This window comes from Lysobacter terrae, from assembly GCF_054782215.1.
Genome location: NZ_BAAGSX010000001.1, coordinates 39,349 through 56,382 on the forward strand (window position 1 = coordinate 39,349; position 17,034 = coordinate 56,382).

Below are 17,034 nucleotides of genomic sequence, written 5' to 3' on the forward strand. Positions count from 1 at the left end.
CGGCAAGCGGGGATTGGGAGCGGCCCGCGCCATGCCGTTGGAGCTCAAGGCGCGAGAGGAGCGAAATTATACGCCCGGCCCGCGTTGCGGCCGGGTCGTGCGCTGGCCCGTCCGCGCTGCGGCCATTTGCTGAAAAGCGTGGCCTTCGCCTATCGTCGCCGGCTCCTTCCGCCACACCCTGTCGAGTGACGACCATGCGCCACCGTCTGCTGCCCCTGTCCCTTCTGCTTGTGCTGGGAACCACCGCGCACGCGGACGAAGGGATGTGGATGCCGTCGCAGCTGCCGGACATCGCCAAGCAGATGAAGGCCGCCGGTTTCGAGGGCAATCCGCGCGAACTCTCCCAGCTCGCCAAGGCACCCATGAACGCGGTCGTGAAGGTCGGCGGTGCCAGCGGCGCATTCGTCTCGAACCAGGGCCTGGTGCTGACCAACCACCACGTCGCCTTCGGCGTGATCCAGTACAACTCGAAGCCAGACCGCGACCTGATCAAGGACGGCTACATCGCCGCCGACCGCAGTGCCGAGCTGCCGGCGAACCCGGACTACCGCGTGCTGGTCACCACCGGCTTCGACCGCGTGACCGATCGCATCCTGGCCGGCGCCCGGGGCAAGCAGGGCCGCGCCTATTACGACGCGGTGGACAATGCGACCAAGGCCGTCGTCGCCGAGTGCGAACGCGAGCCGGGCTATCGCTGCAGCGTCGCCAACATGTACTACGGCACCGACTTCTATCTGGTGCGCCAGCTCGAACTGCGCGACGTACGCCTGGTCTACGCGCCGCCGAGCGCGATCGGCAACTACGGCGGGGAAGTCGACAACTTCGTCTGGCCGCGCCATGCCGGCGACTTCACCCTGCTGCGCGCCTATGTCGGCAAGGACGGCAAACCCGCCGACTATTCGCCGGACAACGTGCCGTTCGTGCCGCCGTCGCATTTGCAGGTGTCGACGCAGCACTTCAAGGAAGGCGACTACGCGATGCTGGCGGGCTATCCCGGCGTCACGTTCCGCCACCGCATGGCCTCCGAATTCGCCAGCCAGGTGGAATGGCAACTGCCGTCGCGCGTCGCCTTGTACCAACGCATGATCGATACGATCGAAGGCACCGCGGCGAAGGACGAAACCGCGCGCGTCGCCTACGCCTCGCAGGTGCGCAGCCTGAAGAACAGCCTCAAGCGTGCGCAGGGCGAACTCGACGGCCTGCGCCGCAGCGACGCCGTGCGCGTGCGAAGCGAAGACGAACAGGCGATGTACGCCTGGCTGGACAAGCAGTCCGATGCCCGCGCGGTCCGCACCGACATCACCGCCGCGCAGGCCGTGCTAGATCAGGCTGCGGCGATGCGCGAGCGCGACCAGCTGCTGGGCGTAATCGTCTCGCAGACGCAGCTGCTGAAATCCGCGGTGACCCTGCAGCGGCTCGCGCACGAACGCAGCAAGCGCGATGCCGAACGCGAAAGCGGCTACCAGCAGCGAGACGAAGTGCTGATCGCCGGCCAGCTCAAGCAGGTGCAGCGCCGTTACGCGCCCGAAGTCGAAAAGGCCCTGCTCACCGACCTGGTCAGCCAGTACCAGGCCCTGCCTGCCGCGCAGCACGTGCAGGAGTTCGATGCCGTGTTCGGCACGACGCCGCAGCAGCTGAAGACCAGCCTCGATGCGTTGTATGCCAACACGAAACTCGGCGCGGAAGCCGAACGGCTCAACGCGATGCAGGCCGACCGCGCTGCCCTGACCGCGTCGAACGACAGCCTGCTCAAGGCAGCCGCCACCCTGTTGCCGGCGCTGCTGCGCGTGGAAGACGAAAACAAGGCCAGCGCCGGCGAACTGCTGCGCCTGCGGCCCGCCTACATGCGCGCACTGATCGGCTTCCGCAAGTCGCAGGGACGTGCGGTGTATCCGGATGCGAATTCGACTTTGCGCGTGAGCTACGGCCGCGTCAGTGCGATGGATCCGCGCGACGGCGTGCGCTACCGGCCGCTGACGACGGTGCAGGGCATCGTCGAGAAGCACACCGGAGCCGAGCCGTTCGATGCGCCGCAGCCATTGCGCGAAGCGATCGCCAAGGGCGACTTCGGCACGACCGCCGAACCGAGCCTGGGCACGCAGACGGTGGATTTCCTCACCAACCTCGATACTACCGGCGGCAATTCCGGTTCGGCGGTGATGGATGCGCGCGGGCGCCTGATCGGTTTGAACTTCGACAGCAATTGGGAAGCGGTGAGCGCGAGCTGGATGTTCGACCCGCACTACAAGCGCGCCATCCACGTCGACCTGCGTTACCTGCGCTGGCTGCTGGCCAAGGTGTATCCGGCGCCGCACCTGCTGAAGGAAATGAATCTTCCGGCGGAGTGAATCAGTCGATCGCGTAATCGAAGGTATAGAAGTGCGCGCCGTCTTCGGCGATGTCGATCTGCATGCGGCCGTGCAGGCCGGCCAGTTCGTCGGTGCCGGAGTCGGGCACCACGGTGAGCGTGAGCGAGGCCTGCCCGCGATTCATCACGCCGTTGTGCTGCATCATGAAGCGGCCGCGGCGTCCCTGCAGTGAACCGATCAGGTGTTCGACCGCGACGTAGCCGGCCGAACCAGTAGCGGGATTGCCGGCGCTGAGCATCTCCACCACGCTGGTGGCGTCCAGGTCGCCATGGAAGCGCTTCTCGAAGCGGATGCGGCCGAAGCTGGCATCGCCGCCCGCATCGACGGCTTCCATGGCGGTGCGCTTCACGTCGAAGGGGCCTTTGACCTGCTGGTTCATTGCTTCGCGTCCTTGAGCGGGGGAAGGCCGCATCGTACGCGCCCCCTGCATGCGATTTCATAAGCAACTGTTGCGAATCCCGGTACCACCTCTGCTAGGCTGTGGCCGTCGCGGATTCCCATGCCAGCCGGCCCCGTCTCCCGACCCGTGTGTTACCGCGTCTGCGCCTTCCGTGCGACGCATGCGTCCCGCAACAGATCCATCCGTTGCCCGACGCCACAGGTCACGCAGTGCCGGCTCGCAGGCTTTCCGCGCTCCCACCTCACACTGGAGCTTGCGATGAAAGTACTGGCTTGCGATGGCATTCACGAAGACGGTCTGGCCCTGTTCCGCGATGCGGGCTGGGAAGTCGTCGTCGCCAACGATCCGATCAAGGATCCCCAAGTCCTCGCCCTGGCCCTCGCCGATGTCGACGCCATCCTGGTGCGTTCGGCGACCAAGGTGCCCGCCGAAGCGATCGCCAACACGCCCCACTTGAAGGTGATCGGGCGCGCCGGCGCCGGCGTCGACACCATCGACGTGGACGCCGCCACCGCCAAGGGCATCGCGGTGATGAATGCGCCCGACGGAAACACCCTCGCCGCGGCCGAACATGCGATCTCGCTGTTGTTCGCGCTCGCACGGCATATCCCCCGCGCGGATGCAGGCATGAAGGCGGGCGAGTGGCCCAAGGCCGGCCTTACCGGCTTCGAACTGGAGGGTAAGAAACTCGGCGTGATCGGCCTCGGCCGCATCGGCGGCACCGTCGCGCGCAAGGCGCAGGGCATCGGCATGGAAGTCGCCGCGCACGATCCGTTCCTGCCGGCCGCGGCCGCGGGCAAGGGCAGCGTGCCCTTGAAGACGCTGGACGAGCTGCTCGCCTGGGCCGACATCGTGACGCTGCACATCCCGCGCACCAAGGAGACGACCAATCTGCTCTCCGAAGAACGCATGCGCGCGATGAAGAAGGGCGCGTACATCATCAACGCCGCGCGCGGCGGCCTCGTCGACGAAACGGCGCTGCTGCGTCTGCTCGACGAAGGCCAGATCGCCGGCGCCGCGCTCGATACCTTCGCCACCGAACCATTGCAGAGCGATTCGCCGCTGCGCCGGCATCCCAGGCTGATCCTCACCCCGCACCTGGGCGCATCGACGAGCGAAGCGCAGCAGGCCGTGAGCACCATCCTGGCCCGGCAGATCATCGACTTCGCCGCCACCGGCGCCGTCGCCGGCTGCGTCAACCTGCCGCCGCTCACCGCCGAGGCCGCGCGCGAAGTCGGCCCGTGGATGCCGCTGATGACCGCGCTCGGCAAGCTCGCCGCACGCCTGGTCGATGCGCCGACCAAGCTGACGATCACCTACGCCGGCCGCACCGAAGCGCTCGACACGCGCCCGCTGACGCGCCTGCTCGTCGCCGCGCTGCTGGGCACGCACTCGGGCCGCGTCACGCCGGTCAACGCGCTGCAGGAAGCCGCAGGCCGCGGCCTGGTCGTGGCCGAAACCGTGGGTGGCGACGGCGACGGTTTCGATCGCCTGCTGCGCATCCGTGTCGAAGGCGGCAAGAAGCCGCGCGAGATCGAAGCGACCCTGCATCGCGGCCCGCGCGTGGTGCGCCTGGATGGCGTGGAGATCGAGTTCGATCCGCAGGCCAACGTGCTGCTCATGCGCAACGAAGACCGTCCCGGCATGATCGGCACGGTGGGTTCGCTGCTGGGCGGCGCCGGCATCAATATCGTCAACTTCGCCTTGGGTGCTGCCGGCGACGGCCAGGCGCGCGCGGCGATCACGGTCGATCAACCGTTGAGCGAATCGCAGCTCGACAAGCTCCGCGCCACGCCCGGCGTGCTCTCGCTGCAGCAGGTGTAAGCATGAAGATCCTGCTCGCACGCCACGGCGAAACCCCCTGGAACGCCGAAGGCCGCTACCAGGGCCAGGAAGACATCCCGCTCTCGCCCGTGGGCGAAGTGCAGGCGCGCGCGCTGGGCGAACGCCTGGCCGACGTGCGCATCGACCGCGCCGTCGCTTCGCCGCTGGTGCGTGCCGCGCGCACCGCGCAGTTGGCGCTCGGCGACGAGCGTGTGGCGATGCTGTCGCTCGACGACGGGCTCAAGGAAATCGCCCACGGCACCTGGGAAGGTTTGCTCGCCGAAGAAATCCGCGAGCGCGATCCGGAGCTGATGCATGCCTGGCGGCACGCGCCGCACGAAGTGCTGATGCCGCAGGGCGAGTCCTTGCAGCACGTGCTCGATCGCGCCTGGCCCGCGTTCGCGCGCGCTTGCGAAGGACTCGGTGCGCACCAGACGCTGCTGGTGGTCGCGCACGATGCGGTGAATCGCGTTCTGTTGTGCCGCATTCTCGGCATGCCGTTGTCGAAGTTGTGGTCGTTCCGGCAGGCGCCGACGACGCTCAATTTGCTTGAGGGGCCAGACGTGGATCATCTCGACGTGGTGCGGCTGAATGATTGCAGCCATCACACGGCGTTGTTTGGGGAGGCGGTGCATCGGGCGTTGTAGCGCTCGCCGAATCGCTGTCGGCGACGTCCCCTCACCCTGCGTCGCAGCGCGACGCTGTCCCTCTCCCCGCAAGCGGGGCGAGGGGTGACTGCTGTTCCTTCTCCCCGCACAGCGGGGAGAAGGTGCCCCGAAGGGGCGGACGCCCCGAAGGAAGCACCCTTGGGGTGTGAGGGGTGCTTTTGACTTTCGCTTCTACAATGCGCCCATGCCGCAATCGCTCGCCGAATGGCTCGACTACATCGAGCGCCAACACCCCAAAACCATCGACATGGGCCTGGACCGCGTCCGCGAAGTCGCCGCACGCCTGGGTCTCAAACGTCCGGCGAAGAAAGTCATCACCGTCGGCGGTACCAACGGCAAGGGCTCGACGGTCGCCTTCATCGAGGCGATCGCGCGCGCCGCGGGCTGGAAGGTCGGTGCCTACACCTCGCCGCACTTGCTGACGTACAACGAGCGCGTGCGCATCGAGGGCGGCAACGCCGGCGATGCCGATCTGGTCGCCGCGTTCGAAGCGATCGAAGCCGCGCGCGGCCAGACGCTGTTGACCTACTTCGAATACGGCACGCTCGCCGCGCTGTGGCTGTTCGAACGCAGCGGCCTCGATCTGGCGATCCTCGAAGTCGGACTCGGTGGCCGCCTCGACGCCACCAACCTGGTCGACCCCGACGTCGCGGTGATCACGACCGTGGATCTGGACCACCAGGACTATCTCGGCGACGACCGCGAAGCCATCGGCTTCGAGAAGGCCGGCATCGCCCGCGCCTGGAAACCGCTGGTGCTGGGCGACGACGATCCGCCCGCGTCGGTGCTGCGCCATGCGTATGCGATCGGCGCATCGGCCATTCGCGCCGGTTGCGATTTCTTCTTCGAAACCGCGCAGGGGCAGGGCAACCGCTACAGCCCCACCGATGCCGTACTGCCGGCCGCAGGTCGCTGGACCTGGCGCGAAACACGCCAGAGCTTCAAGGATCTGCCGCTGCCGCAACTGGCTGCGCCGGCGCAGGTGCGCAACGCCGCGACCGCCATCGCCGCCTTGCGCGCGCTGGGCAAAAAGCTGCCGGCCGCGGCGGTAGCGGAAGGCGTCGCCCACGCGCAGATACCGGCGCGCCTGCAGCGTTTCGAGCGCGACGGCGTCGAAGTCGTGATCGACGTCGGCCACAACCCGCAGGCGGCGCGCGAACTGGCGCAATGGCTGGCCGCTTCCTCGGCGCGAGGCCCGGTCCACGCGGTCTTCGCCGCACTGGGGGACAAGGACGCGCGCGCCGTGGTGCAGACGCTCGCGCCGCATATCGACACCTGGCACCTGGCCGGCCTGGCGGAGCACGGGCCGCGCGGGCTGCCGGTCGAGGCGTTCGCGCAGCGCCTGTCCGGTACGGCCGCCGCCGCCGGTTCGCGCCACGCCACGGTGGAACAGGCGCTGGAAGCGGCCATCGCCGCCGCGGCGCCGGGACAGCGCGTGCTGGTCTTCGGTTCCTTCCATACCGCGGCCGCCGCCCTGCAATGGCTCCGCGAAGACTGAGCAGACCGGTCTCACGGGCGACGATATGAATTCCGCTTCAGGCCGGGCGCAAGCGCGACGGTTATAATCGCCGCGCATTCCCCCGAGGCCCCCGATTCGATGGAACCCGCCCTGAAGCAGCGAGTGGTCGGTGCAGTTGTGCTGGTGGCATTGGCGGTGATCTTTCTGCCCATGCTGATCAAGGGCCCGGCGCCCGAAAGCGGCGTCTCCGATGTTCCACTGAAACTCCCGGATGCTCCGCAGGCCGACGGCTCGATGCAGACCCGTGAACTGCCGCTGGTCGCGCCCGCCGCGGCGCCCGCGAGCGGCGTCGTCGGCATGGACGCGAGCCAGCCCGAGCCGGCCGCCGGCGTCCAGGCCGGGATGATGCCGGCTTCCACTGCCGGGGGCGATTACGCAGTCTCGTTCGGTCGCTACGCCACCGCTGCCGACGCCGACAAGGTCGTCGCCGTCCTACGCAATTCGCAATTGCCCGGTTATCAGGAAGCGGCCACCGACAAGGGCCGCACCCTCTACAGCGTCCGCATCGGTCCGTTCGCCACCCAGGCGGACGCCGAATCGGCCCGCCTGCGCGCCGCGCATGTGCGCGACGATGTCGGCGCCAAGGTGATCGTGCTGAACGCGGACGCCGCCCAGCCGGCTTCGCCCGCGTCTTCGGCCGAGCCCACGCCTTCGACCCAGCCGGAGTCTTCGGCCTCGCAACCGGTAGCGGCCGCTTCCCCGCCTCCCGCCAAGCCCGAACCGCTGGCGCAGACCAAGCCGGCTCCGGCGAGGCCTGCCGAGCCCGCGCCCAAGCCGGCGGCCCCCAAGGAGCCGGCACCCAAGCCGGCAGCGCCCAAGCCCGCCGCCGCGACCGGGACCGGATTCGCCGTGCAACTGGGCGCCTTCGCAAGCGCCGCCGAAGCCAACAAGCTGCGCGACCGCGCGCGTGCCGCGGGTCTGCGCGCATTCGTCGAATCCGTGCGCACCGACAAGGGCGTGCTGAGCCGCGTCCGCGTCGGCCCGGTGCTGACGCGTGCGGAAGCCGATCAGCTGCGCGCCCAGGTGGCGGCGAAGCTCGGTATCGGCGACGCCATCGTCAAGCCGCATCCGTGACGTACCCGCGTCCGCTCGCGGCCAGGCAAAGGTTGTAGGAGTTACGAGCCATGACGGCGCTGGATTGGGTATTGCTGCTGATCGTCGGCGTGTCGGCCGTATTGGGGCTGTTCCGCGGACTGATCGGCGTGGTGATGTCGCTGGTGGCTTGGTTGCTGGGCGGACTGGCCGCATATCTGTTCGGCGACGACGTGGGCCGTAGCCTGTTGACCGACGGTCAGGCGGGCTGGGGCGAATACCTGGGCGGTTACGCGCTGAGCTTCGCCGTCGTGTGGATCGCGGTGGCGCTGGTCGGCCTGGTGGTGCGGCGCCTCGTCCACGGCGCGGGATTGTCGGGCGTGGATCGCCTGTTCGGCCTCGGCCTCGGCGTGGTGCGCGGATTGTTTCTCGCCTGCGCGCTGCTGTTGATGCTCGGACTGACCAGTATTCCCGGCAAGGACGCGTGGCATGAATCCGCCGGCGTAGCGTTGCTGCTGCCGGTGGCGCAATGGATGCGCGCCGCGATGCCGCCGTGGATGGCGCAACGCGTCGATCTGGAAGGCCGTGGCACCTCGCTGCAGGCACAGGTCGAAGCGCAGACCGAACAACTCAAGCGGGTGATGCCGGAAGCATTGCCCGAGTCGATCCCCGAAATTCTTCCGCCGGCAGCGTCGGTAAAAACCACGCCGCCGCCGGATCCGAAACCGGTCACCCCGGACACGCCCGCGAACGGTTCGCCGCACGCGGTCGAAGTCCACTGAAAAAAGGTTTACTGCTATGTGCGGCATTCTCGGAATCGTCGGCAACACGGATGTCGCCGCCCAGCTCTACGACGGCCTGACGGTGCTGCAGCATCGCGGCCAGGACGCGGCCGGTATCGCCACCGCCGATGGCGGCAAGTTGCGCGTGCACAAGGGCAACGGCCTGGTCAGCGACGTCTTCGACGAAAACTCGATGCTGTTGCTGCAGGGCAAGTTCGGCATCGCACACTGCCGCTATCCGACCGCCGGTTCGGAAGGTTCGGACGAAGCGCAGCCGTTCTACGTCAACTCGCCCTACGGCATCGCGCTGGCCCATAACGGCAATCTGATCAACACCGACAAGCTGCGTCGCGAGGTGTTCGAGCAGGACCTGCGCAACGTCAACACCGAGTCGGACTCCGAGGTGCTGCTCAACGTGTTCGCGCACGAGCTGAGCCTGCAGAAGGCGTTGACGCCGGATGCGGTGTTCAAGGCGATCGAGGGCGTGAACCGTCGCTGCATCGGCGGTTACGCGGTGGTGATCTCGGTGCTGGGCCTGGGCCTGGTGGCCTTCCGCGATCCGCACGGCATTCGTCCGCTGGTGCTGGGCAAGCGCACCAAGAATGGATCGGACGAATACGCGGTCGCCTCCGAATCGGTCGCGCTCGACCTGCTCGGTTTCGAGCGCGTGCGCGACGTCGCGCCGGGCGAATGTGTCGTGATCACCGCACGCGGCGAGCTGTTCACCCGGCAGACCGCGCCGCCGCAGGTGCACACGCCGTGCATCTTCGAATACGTGTACTTCGCCCGCCCCGACTCGATGATGGACAACATCTCGGTGCACAAGGCGCGCATGCGCATGGGCCAGAAGCTCGGCGAGAAGATCCTGCGCCTGCGCCCGGACCACGACATCGACACGGTCATCCCGATCCCAGACACCTCGCGCGACGCCGCGCTGGAAATCGCCAACGTGCTGGGCGTGAAGTACCGCGAGGGGTTCATCAAGAACCGCTACGTCGGCCGCACCTTCATCATGCCGGGGCAGGGCCAGCGCTCGAAGTCGGTGCGCCGCAAGCTCAACCCGATCCCGCTGGAGTTCAAGAACCGCGTCGTACTGCTGGTCGACGACTCGATCGTGCGCGGCACGACCTCGCAGCAGATCGTGCAGATGGCGCGCGACGCCGGTGCGCGCAAGGTGTATCTCGCCTCCGCCGCGCCGCCGGTGCGCTATCCCAACGTCTACGGCATCGACATGCCGTCGGCGGAAGAGCTGGTCGCGCACGACCGCAGCGAAGAGGAAGTGCAGAAGTTGCTCGGCTGCGACTGGCTGATCTACCAGGACCTCGCGGACCTGGAGGAAGCCGTGTCCGGGCCCAAGCACCGCATGGAGCACTTCGATTCGTCCTGCTTCAACGGCGAGTACGTGACCGGTATCGAGGACGGCTACTTCGATCGCATCAAGCAGCTGCGCTCGGACGAGGCGAAGAAGACGCGGCGGGCGTCGTAAGGCGGGAATGAACTCGCTATTCGAAGCGGCGCGCGCCTGCCTCGACGCAGCGTCGCCCGACGCTAAGCTGGCGAGCACCTTCGCCGCGGTCGCCGCGTTCCACCGCGGCGAGTTGGCGATTGCGCAGGACGCGCCAGCTCCCGAGCCGATCCGCATGCCCGGCCGTCCCGAGCGGCCGAAGCTGGTGCATCCGCGCGATCTGCCGCGCCGCGGCTTCGGCAGCAAGGACGGACTGGCGGCCTTCATCCACGCCGTCGCGCACATCGAATTCAACGCGATCGACCTGGCCTGGGACGCGGCCTACCGCTTCCGTGGCCTGCCTGCGTCCTTCTACGCCGATTGGATCGGCGTCGCGCACGACGAAGCGCGCCACTTCGCCATGCTACGCGAACGACTGCAGCAGCTCGGCCACGACTACGGCGACTTCGACGCGCACAACGGCCTGTGGGAAATGGCCGAGAAGACCGCGCACGACGGCCTCGCCCGCATGGCGCTGGTGCCGCGCGTGCTGGAGGCGCGCGGGCTAGATGTCACGCCGGGCATGATCGTGAAGCTGCGCTCGCTGGGCGATGCGGTGACGGCGGAGATCCTCGAAGTAATCCTGGGCGAAGAGGTCGCCCACGTAGCCGCCGGTTCGCGCTGGTATCGCTGGTATTGCGAACGCGCCGGCGTGGAGCCGCGCGCGCGTTTTCGCGAACTGCTGCGCGAATTCGCCGGCGGCGTGCTGCACGGCCCGTTCAACACCGCCGCGCGACTGGAGGCGGGCTTCGATGCGGACGAGCTGCAAAGCCTGCAAGCCGAAGCTTCGGCAGCGGCGAGCCTCACCGCTGGATAACATGGGGGCCGCTAGCGTGCGGCCGTTCTGACGGAGCTGTGTCCATGACTCTTCCTCGTTCGATGACATGGGTGGCCGTGGTCCTGGCTTTGGCCGCCTGCCCGCGCAACGTGCCGCCGCCGGCGCCATCGAACGATCCGGCCACGAAGGAAGCTGCCGATATGAAAGACGCGACGCCGCCGCAGGGCGCGAAAGGCAAACGCGCCGCGGGCCAGGAGAACGAACCGGTGCTGGCGTTCCGCGGCTTCGGCAACGAGCCGTTCTGGGGCGCGCGCGTGGATGGCGACACGCTGGTGTTCAGCACGCCGGAAAACCAGGAAGGAACGACACTGCATGGACGCCGCATGCCCTCGCTGACCGGCATGGTCTTCGCCGGCAAGGACGGCGACCGCGATTTCAACCTGACCCTGACGCCCGGTGCCTGCAGCGACGGCATGTCGGACAACCGCTACGAGTTCGTGGCGACCTTCATTCTGGGTGACGCCACGTACAAGGGTTGTGGCGAAGCGGCGAAGTAGGGCGCCCGCTTCTAGAGCGAAGACAGTTCCGCGTCGTCTCTGCTGACGCGTAGTACCGAACCTTGGTCGTACCAATCTCCCAGCACGATCCGCTGATGCGTACGCCCGTCGATCTGCAGCTCATGGATCGCTGGCCGATGCGTATGCCCGTGGATCAGGCGCTTGATGCCGAACCTCGTTAGCGTCGCCTCAACGGTCTGCTGCGACACATCCGTGATGCTTTCCATCGTGCCCTTGTCCTGCAGGCCGGCCTGATGCGCCTTGCTTGCCGCGCGCGCCTGCTGTGCGAACGCCAAGCGCGCCGCCAGCGGCTGCGACAGGAACTGCTGCTGCCACGCCGGATTGCGCACCTGCGCGCGGAACTGCTGGTAGGCCACGTCGTCGGTGCATAAGGTGTCGCCGTGCATGATCAGGGTCGGTTCCCCGTATAGCTCCACCACCGCCGGATCCGGCAGGATGGTCGCACCCGCGCGGCGCGCATAGGCGTCGCCGAGCAGGAAATCGCGGTTGCCGCGGATGAAGTACACCGGCACGCCGCCGTCGGCGAGCGCGCGCAGTTCAGCGGCCACGAAGGCGCCGGTTTCGGACGGATCATCGTCGCCCACCCAGGCTTCGAACAGGTCGCCCAGGATGTACAGCGCGTCGGCGCGGCGTGCTTCTTCACGCAGGAAACGGCCGAACAGATCGGTGACCTGCGGGCGCTCGGCATCGAGGTGCAGGTCGGAGATGAAAAGGGTGGTCATGGGGGCCATTTTAGGCGACGCGGGCCGGAACCATCCCCGTCCGTTAAAATCAGCGACTTTCCGCCGTACCGCCGAGCACCACGATGACCCGCACCCGCTTCGCCCCCAGTCCCACCGGCTATCTGCATATCGGCGGCGCGCGCACCGCGCTGTACTGCTGGCTGGAGGCGCGCCGCCACGGCGGGCAGTTCATCCTGCGCATCGAGGACACCGATCAGGAGCGCAGCACGCAGGCCGCGATCGACGCGATCCTCGATGCCATGCAGTGGCTGGGCCTGGACTACGACGAGGGCCCGATCTACCAGACCCACCGCCTTGCGCGCTATCGCGAAGTCGCCGAGCAGCTGGTCGCTTCGGGTCACGCGTACTACGCCTACGAGACCAAGGAAGAGCTCGAAGCCATGCGCGAAGCGGCGATGGCGAAGAACGAGAAGCCGCGCTACAACGGCGCCTATCGCGAGCAGAACGCAGGCTTCCGCGACGATCCCAACCGCGTCATCCGCTTCAAAAACCCGCTCGACGGCGCGGTCGCTTGGGAGGACAAGGTCAAGGGCCGCATCGAGATCAGCAATGCCGAGCTCGACGACCTGGTGATCTTCCGTTCCGACGGCTATCCGACCTACAACTTCGCCGTCGTCGTCGACGATATCGACATGGCGATCACCGATGTCGTGCGCGGCGACGACCACGTCAACAACACGCCGCGCCAGATCAACATCTATCACGCGCTGGGCAAGCCGGTGCCGCATTTCGCGCACCTGCCGATGATCCTCGACGAGCACGGGGCCAAGCTGTCCAAGCGCACCGGCGCGGCTGACGTGATGCAGTACCGCGATGCGGGCTATCTGCCGCATGCGCTGCTGAACTATCTGGTGCGGCTGGGCTGGTCGCATGGCGATCAGGAGATCTTCTCGATCGCGGAGATGACCTCGCTGTTCGATCTCAAGGACGTCAACGCGAAGGCCTCGCGCCTGGATCCGGCGAAGCTGGGCTGGCTCAACCAGCAGTACCTCAAGAGCGACGATCCGAATGATGTGGCCACGCACCTGGAGTGGCATCTGCAGAACAACGGTTACGACCTGGCGCGCGGCCCCAAGCCCGCCGACATCGTCGTCGCCCTGCGCGACCGCGTGCAGACATTGAAGGACATGGCCGAGCGCGCCGCGGTGTGGTTCCAGCCACTGACGCAATACGACGAGGCCGCCGTCGCCAAGCACCTCACTGCGGCCGCGCAGGCGCCGCTCTCCGATGCGCGCGAACGCCTGGCGAAGCTGCCGTCGTGGACGGCCGAATCCGTCGCCGCCGCGCTGCACGAGACGGCCGAAGCGCTCGGCATCGGCATGGGCAAGGTCGCCCAGCCCATGCGCGTGGCCATCACCGGCACCCAGGTCAGCCCGGATATCTCGCACACCGTCTATCTGGCGGGGCAGGGCGAGGCGGTGGCGCGCATCGACGCGGCCCTTGCAAAGCTGCCGGTTGGGGCATAAATCAGGGGTTGCCATGACCCATTCCCACGCCTGCACCGACCCCAAGCACCACGTCCACGACGGCGATGGCTTCGTGCGCGAGGTCGAGCGTGCGTGCGAGCAGCGCGGCCTGCGTCTGACCCCGATCCGTGCGAACGCGTTGCGGCTGATCGCCGACGCGGGCCGGCCGATCAAGGCCTACGACCTGCTCGATCAGATGAAGGCGACGCACGATGCCGCGGCGCCACCGACGGTCTATCGCGCGCTCGATTTCCTGCTAGAAAACGGCTTCATTCATAAGCTCGCGTCGATCAATGCCTACGTCGGCTGCCACCATCCGGGCGGCGAATCGCATGCGGTGCCGTTCCTGATCTGCGACAACTGCCAGTCCGCGACCGAGCTGGAAGACGCGGACATCGTCGATTCGCTCGATGCCAGCGCACGCGCGCTGGGCTTCATGCCGCAGGCGCAGACGCTGGAAGTGCATGGGCTGTGCGCCGCGTGCGCGAAGCAGGGCGCGGCGAGCTAGCGATTCAAGCGGTCGCGGGCTGCAGCACCGGACGGGTTTCGCGGATGGGTAGGTTGGCGACAGCGGCCAGCAGCGCCAGCACGATGTCGGCGTACCACATCCAGGTATAGCCACCGAAGCGTTCGACCACGAGGCCGCCGACCCACGCGCCCAGGAAGCCGCCGATCTGATGCGACAGCAGGGTCAGGCCGAATAGCGTGCCCAGGTAGCGCGGCCCGAACAGCTTGCCCACCAGGCCCGCCGTCGGCGGCACCGTCGCCAGCCAGGTGACGCCCAGGCCCGCGGCGAACAGGAAGAACGTCATCGGCGTGGGCGGGGAAACGAGATACACGCCGACCAGCACGGCGCGGCTTGCGTACATCAGCGCCAGCAGATTCTTCATGCGATAGCGCTGGCCGAGCCAGCCGATGCCCAGGCTGCCGCCGATGTTGAACAGTCCGATCAAGCCCAGGCTGATCGCCGACACCTGCGGCGACAGTCCGCACATCGCGATTTCCGTCGGCAGATGCGTGACCAGGAAGGCGATGTGCACGCCACAGGTAAAGAAGCCGATGTGCAGCATCCAGTAGCTGCGATCGCGCAGGGCGATGCGCAGCTGTTCGCGCAATGTCATCCCGCCCGCGCCGGTTATGACGGCCACGTGGCTGGGCGTTGCGGCCGCACGACGCCGCAGTGGGAAGGCGAGCGGCAAAGTCGCCAGCGCCGCGATCGCCAGCGTCCACATCGCCGCCGCCCAGCCGAAGGCGCTGATCACCGCCTGCGTGAACGGAGCGAACAGGAATTGCCCGAGCGAACCACCCGCGTTGATCACGCCGCCGGTCATCGAACGCTTCGTCGCCGGCACCTGCTGTGCGGTCGCGCCGATCAATACCGAGAAGCTGCCAGCGCCCGCACCCGCGGCGGTCAGAACGCCCAGCGTCAGCATCAGGCCCCATTCGGAGCCGAAGAACGGCACCAGCGCCGTGCCCGCCACCAGCAGCAGACCGCCCATCACGAGCACGCGTCCGGGGCCTTGTTTGTCCGCGATCGCGCCGAACACCGGCTGCACCGCACCCCACACGAACTGGCCGATCGCAAGCGCGAAGCTGATCTGCGCGATGCCCAGGCCGGTCGCCTTGCCGATCGGGCTGACGAACAGCCCCATCGATTGGCGGATGCCCATGGTGACCATGAGCATCGCGGTGGCGGCCAGGACCAGCGGCCAGTAGTGCGCGGTGGAGGCGGCCGCAGCCGGGCTGTTGATGTCGGCGGTCGTTTTCATCCGCGGCAGTATCGAGCGCGGAGCGGCCGCCATCGGCGACGCGGGTGAAACGCTGGCGTCGCATCCGCGCATTTGCCGGATCGGCCCGATCGCCTGAACCCATGCCGGCCCATGACCTGCGTCCTATTGACCGCCTGGCGTGAGTGTTATGTTATTACATCCCGTCAACCCGTCCCCTTAACGAGACTCCAAGCCCATGCGGAAGGCCTTGCTTGTCATCGGTGTCCTGAGCGCGCTGGGCACGTCCCCGGCGTTCGCCGCCGACGCCGCCACCGATCGCCGTATCGAAGCACTCGAAGCCCAGGTCAAGGCGCTACAGGTGGAACTGCAGGCGCTGAAGTCCCAAAGCACGACGCCCGCCGCCCCGGCCCCGACCGCCGGCGAGCCGGCCAGCAGCGAGCAGGCCGAAATCGACGCCCTGGCCGCCACGCCCGAGTCCGACACGACCGCCGCTGTGCCCGCCGACACCACGGCTGCCCTCGCGGCCCCGGAGGGCGCCACCAGCGCCAGCGGCGCCAATGGCAACGCGTTCAACCCGGCGATCAGCATCATCCTCAACGGCAGCTATTCGCATCACTCGCTCGATCCCGACAGCTACGCGCGCGCCGGCTTCCCGCTGGTGGGCGAGAGCGGTCCCAGCGCGAACGGTTTTTCGCTGGGCGAGAGCGAGGTCTCCTTCGCCGCCAACATCGACGACAAGTTCTACGGCCAACTCACCGCCGCGATCGAGAGCGAGGACGGCGAGGACCACGTCGGCATCGAAGAGGCCTACATCGACACCACCTCGTTGCCGGCCGGTTTCAGCCTGCGCATGGGTCGCTTCTTCTCCAACGTCGGCTACCTCAACAGCCATCACGCACACACCGACAACTTCTTCGATCGCCCGCTGGCCTATCAGGCCTTCCTCGGCGGCCAGTACGGCGACGACGGCGTGCAGCTGCGCTGGGTCGCGCCGACCAGCCTGCTGTTCGAAGTCGGCGGCGAAGTGCTGCGCGGCCAGAACTATCCCAGCGGCGGTGCGCAAGATGGCGGCCTCGGCACGCGCACGCTGTTCGCGCACGTCGGTGGCGACGTCGGCAGCGAAAATTCCTGGCTCGCCGGCGTGTCGATGCTGAAAACCAAGACCGAAGGCGGCGAAGACGGCTTCAGCGGCGACGCGAAGATCTATCTCGCCGACGCGACCTGGAAGTGGGCGCCGCAGGGCAACTTCAAGGACGGCGGCGTCACCCTGCGCACCGAATACTTCCTCGACGATCGCGACGGCGTGTTCATCGATCCGGAAGACGAGACGATCACCTCGGCCTGGAACGGCCAGCGCCGCGGCGGCTACGTCGAAGCCGTGTACCGGCTCAATCGCCTCTGGGACGTCGGCTACCGCTACGACAAGCTTTGGGCGGACGCGAGCGGCCCGTATGCCAGCGATTTCGATCCGTATCGCCATACTGCCGAACTCACTTGGCGCAACAGTGAATTCAGCCTGTTCCGTTTGCAGCTGAGCCGCGACAAACCCAACGCCGAAGACAGCGACAACGCCGTCACCCTGCAATATCAGACCAGCCTGGGCGCGCACGGCGCGCACAAGTTCTAAGTTCGAGGCCCTTA

At 67.5% G+C, this 17,034-nt stretch carries 15 protein-coding genes; 12 read left to right on the forward strand and 3 right to left on the reverse strand.

Annotated elements, in window-relative coordinates; all coding sequences use genetic code 11:
* Nucleotides 1–194 precede the first annotated feature (194 nt).
* Nucleotides 195–2,348 (forward strand): S46 family peptidase, encoded by a 2,154-nt coding sequence (locus tag ACYVJ8_RS00255; RefSeq protein WP_460708635.1) that lies wholly within the window; start codon nt 195–197, stop codon nt 2,346–2,348.
* 1 nt (nt 2,349) lies between these two features.
* Here the strand turns inward: ACYVJ8_RS00255 and ACYVJ8_RS00260 are convergent, their stop codons facing one another.
* Entirely contained in the window at nt 2,350–2,748 is a 399-nt protein-coding gene (locus ACYVJ8_RS00260) for a DUF3224 domain-containing protein (protein ID WP_460708637.1), read from the reverse strand.
* A gap of 279 nt (nt 2,749–3,027) precedes the next feature.
* Here ACYVJ8_RS00260 and serA point away from each other — a divergent pair, with 279 nt between their 5' ends.
* The 8 genes from serA (at nt 3,028) to ACYVJ8_RS00300 (ending at nt 11,433) form a co-directional block, all read left to right on the forward strand.
* Nucleotides 3,028–4,593 carry a phosphoglycerate dehydrogenase gene (gene serA, locus ACYVJ8_RS00265; RefSeq protein ID WP_460708639.1) on the forward strand — a complete coding sequence of 522 codons (1,566 nt, stop codon included), beginning with the start codon at nt 3,028–3,030 and terminating at the stop codon, nt 4,591–4,593.
* Nucleotides 4,594–4,595: 2 nt separating this feature from the next.
* The gene (locus ACYVJ8_RS00270; protein WP_460708641.1) at nt 4,596–5,240 is read left to right on the forward strand and encodes a histidine phosphatase family protein; all 645 of its coding nucleotides are present in this window, start codon (nt 4,596–4,598) and stop codon (nt 5,238–5,240) included.
* 205 nt (nt 5,241–5,445) lie between these two features.
* Entirely contained in the window at nt 5,446–6,759 is a 1,314-nt protein-coding gene (gene folC, locus ACYVJ8_RS00275; protein ID WP_460708643.1) for a bifunctional tetrahydrofolate synthase/dihydrofolate synthase, read from the forward strand.
* Between the two features lie 99 nt (nt 6,760–6,858).
* A complete protein-coding gene (locus ACYVJ8_RS00280) occupies nt 6,859–7,854 on the forward strand; it encodes an SPOR domain-containing protein (protein ID WP_460708645.1) in 996 nt (331 codons plus the stop codon).
* A gap of 50 nt (nt 7,855–7,904) precedes the next feature.
* A complete protein-coding gene (locus ACYVJ8_RS00285; protein WP_460708647.1) occupies nt 7,905–8,594 on the forward strand; it encodes a CvpA family protein in 690 nt (229 codons plus the stop codon).
* Between the two features lie 16 nt (nt 8,595–8,610).
* Nucleotides 8,611–10,080 (forward strand): amidophosphoribosyltransferase, encoded by a 1,470-nt coding sequence (purF, locus tag ACYVJ8_RS00290; RefSeq protein WP_460708649.1) that lies wholly within the window; start codon nt 8,611–8,613, stop codon nt 10,078–10,080.
* A 7-nt stretch (nt 10,081–10,087) separates the two neighbouring features.
* Entirely contained in the window at nt 10,088–10,915 is an 828-nt protein-coding gene (locus ACYVJ8_RS00295; protein ID WP_460708651.1) for a ferritin-like domain-containing protein, read from the forward strand.
* 44 nt (nt 10,916–10,959) lie between these two features.
* Nucleotides 10,960–11,433, forward strand: a complete 474-nt coding sequence (locus ACYVJ8_RS00300; protein WP_460708653.1) for a COG3650 family protein — start codon at nt 10,960–10,962, stop codon at nt 11,431–11,433.
* A gap of 11 nt (nt 11,434–11,444) precedes the next feature.
* Here the strand turns inward: ACYVJ8_RS00300 and lpxH are convergent, their stop codons facing one another.
* Nucleotides 11,445–12,176: a UDP-2,3-diacylglucosamine diphosphatase gene (lpxH, locus tag ACYVJ8_RS00305; protein WP_460708655.1), complete on the reverse strand. Its 732-nt coding sequence runs from the start codon at nt 12,174–12,176 to the stop codon at nt 11,445–11,447.
* Nucleotides 12,177–12,259: 83 nt separating this feature from the next.
* On the opposite strand from lpxH, the gene gltX reads away from it, so the two are divergent.
* Both gltX and ACYVJ8_RS00315 read left to right on the forward strand, forming a co-directional pair.
* Nucleotides 12,260–13,663 carry a glutamate--tRNA ligase gene (gene gltX / locus ACYVJ8_RS00310; protein ID WP_460708657.1) on the forward strand — a complete coding sequence of 468 codons (1,404 nt, stop codon included), beginning with the start codon at nt 12,260–12,262 and terminating at the stop codon, nt 13,661–13,663.
* Between the two features lie 13 nt (nt 13,664–13,676).
* The gene (locus ACYVJ8_RS00315) at nt 13,677–14,171 is read left to right on the forward strand and encodes a transcriptional repressor (RefSeq protein WP_460708659.1); all 495 of its coding nucleotides are present in this window, start codon (nt 13,677–13,679) and stop codon (nt 14,169–14,171) included.
* A gap of 4 nt (nt 14,172–14,175) precedes the next feature.
* Here the strand turns inward: ACYVJ8_RS00315 and ACYVJ8_RS00320 are convergent, their stop codons facing one another.
* On the reverse strand, nt 14,176–15,432 hold the full coding sequence (locus ACYVJ8_RS00320) for an MFS transporter (RefSeq protein ID WP_460708661.1): 1,257 nt from the start codon (nt 15,430–15,432) through the stop codon (nt 14,176–14,178).
* Between the two features lie 196 nt (nt 15,433–15,628).
* Here ACYVJ8_RS00320 and ACYVJ8_RS00325 point away from each other — a divergent pair, with 196 nt between their 5' ends.
* Entirely contained in the window at nt 15,629–17,020 is a 1,392-nt protein-coding gene (locus ACYVJ8_RS00325) for a hypothetical protein (RefSeq protein WP_460708663.1), read from the forward strand.
* Nucleotides 17,021–17,034: the final 14 nt, after the last annotated feature.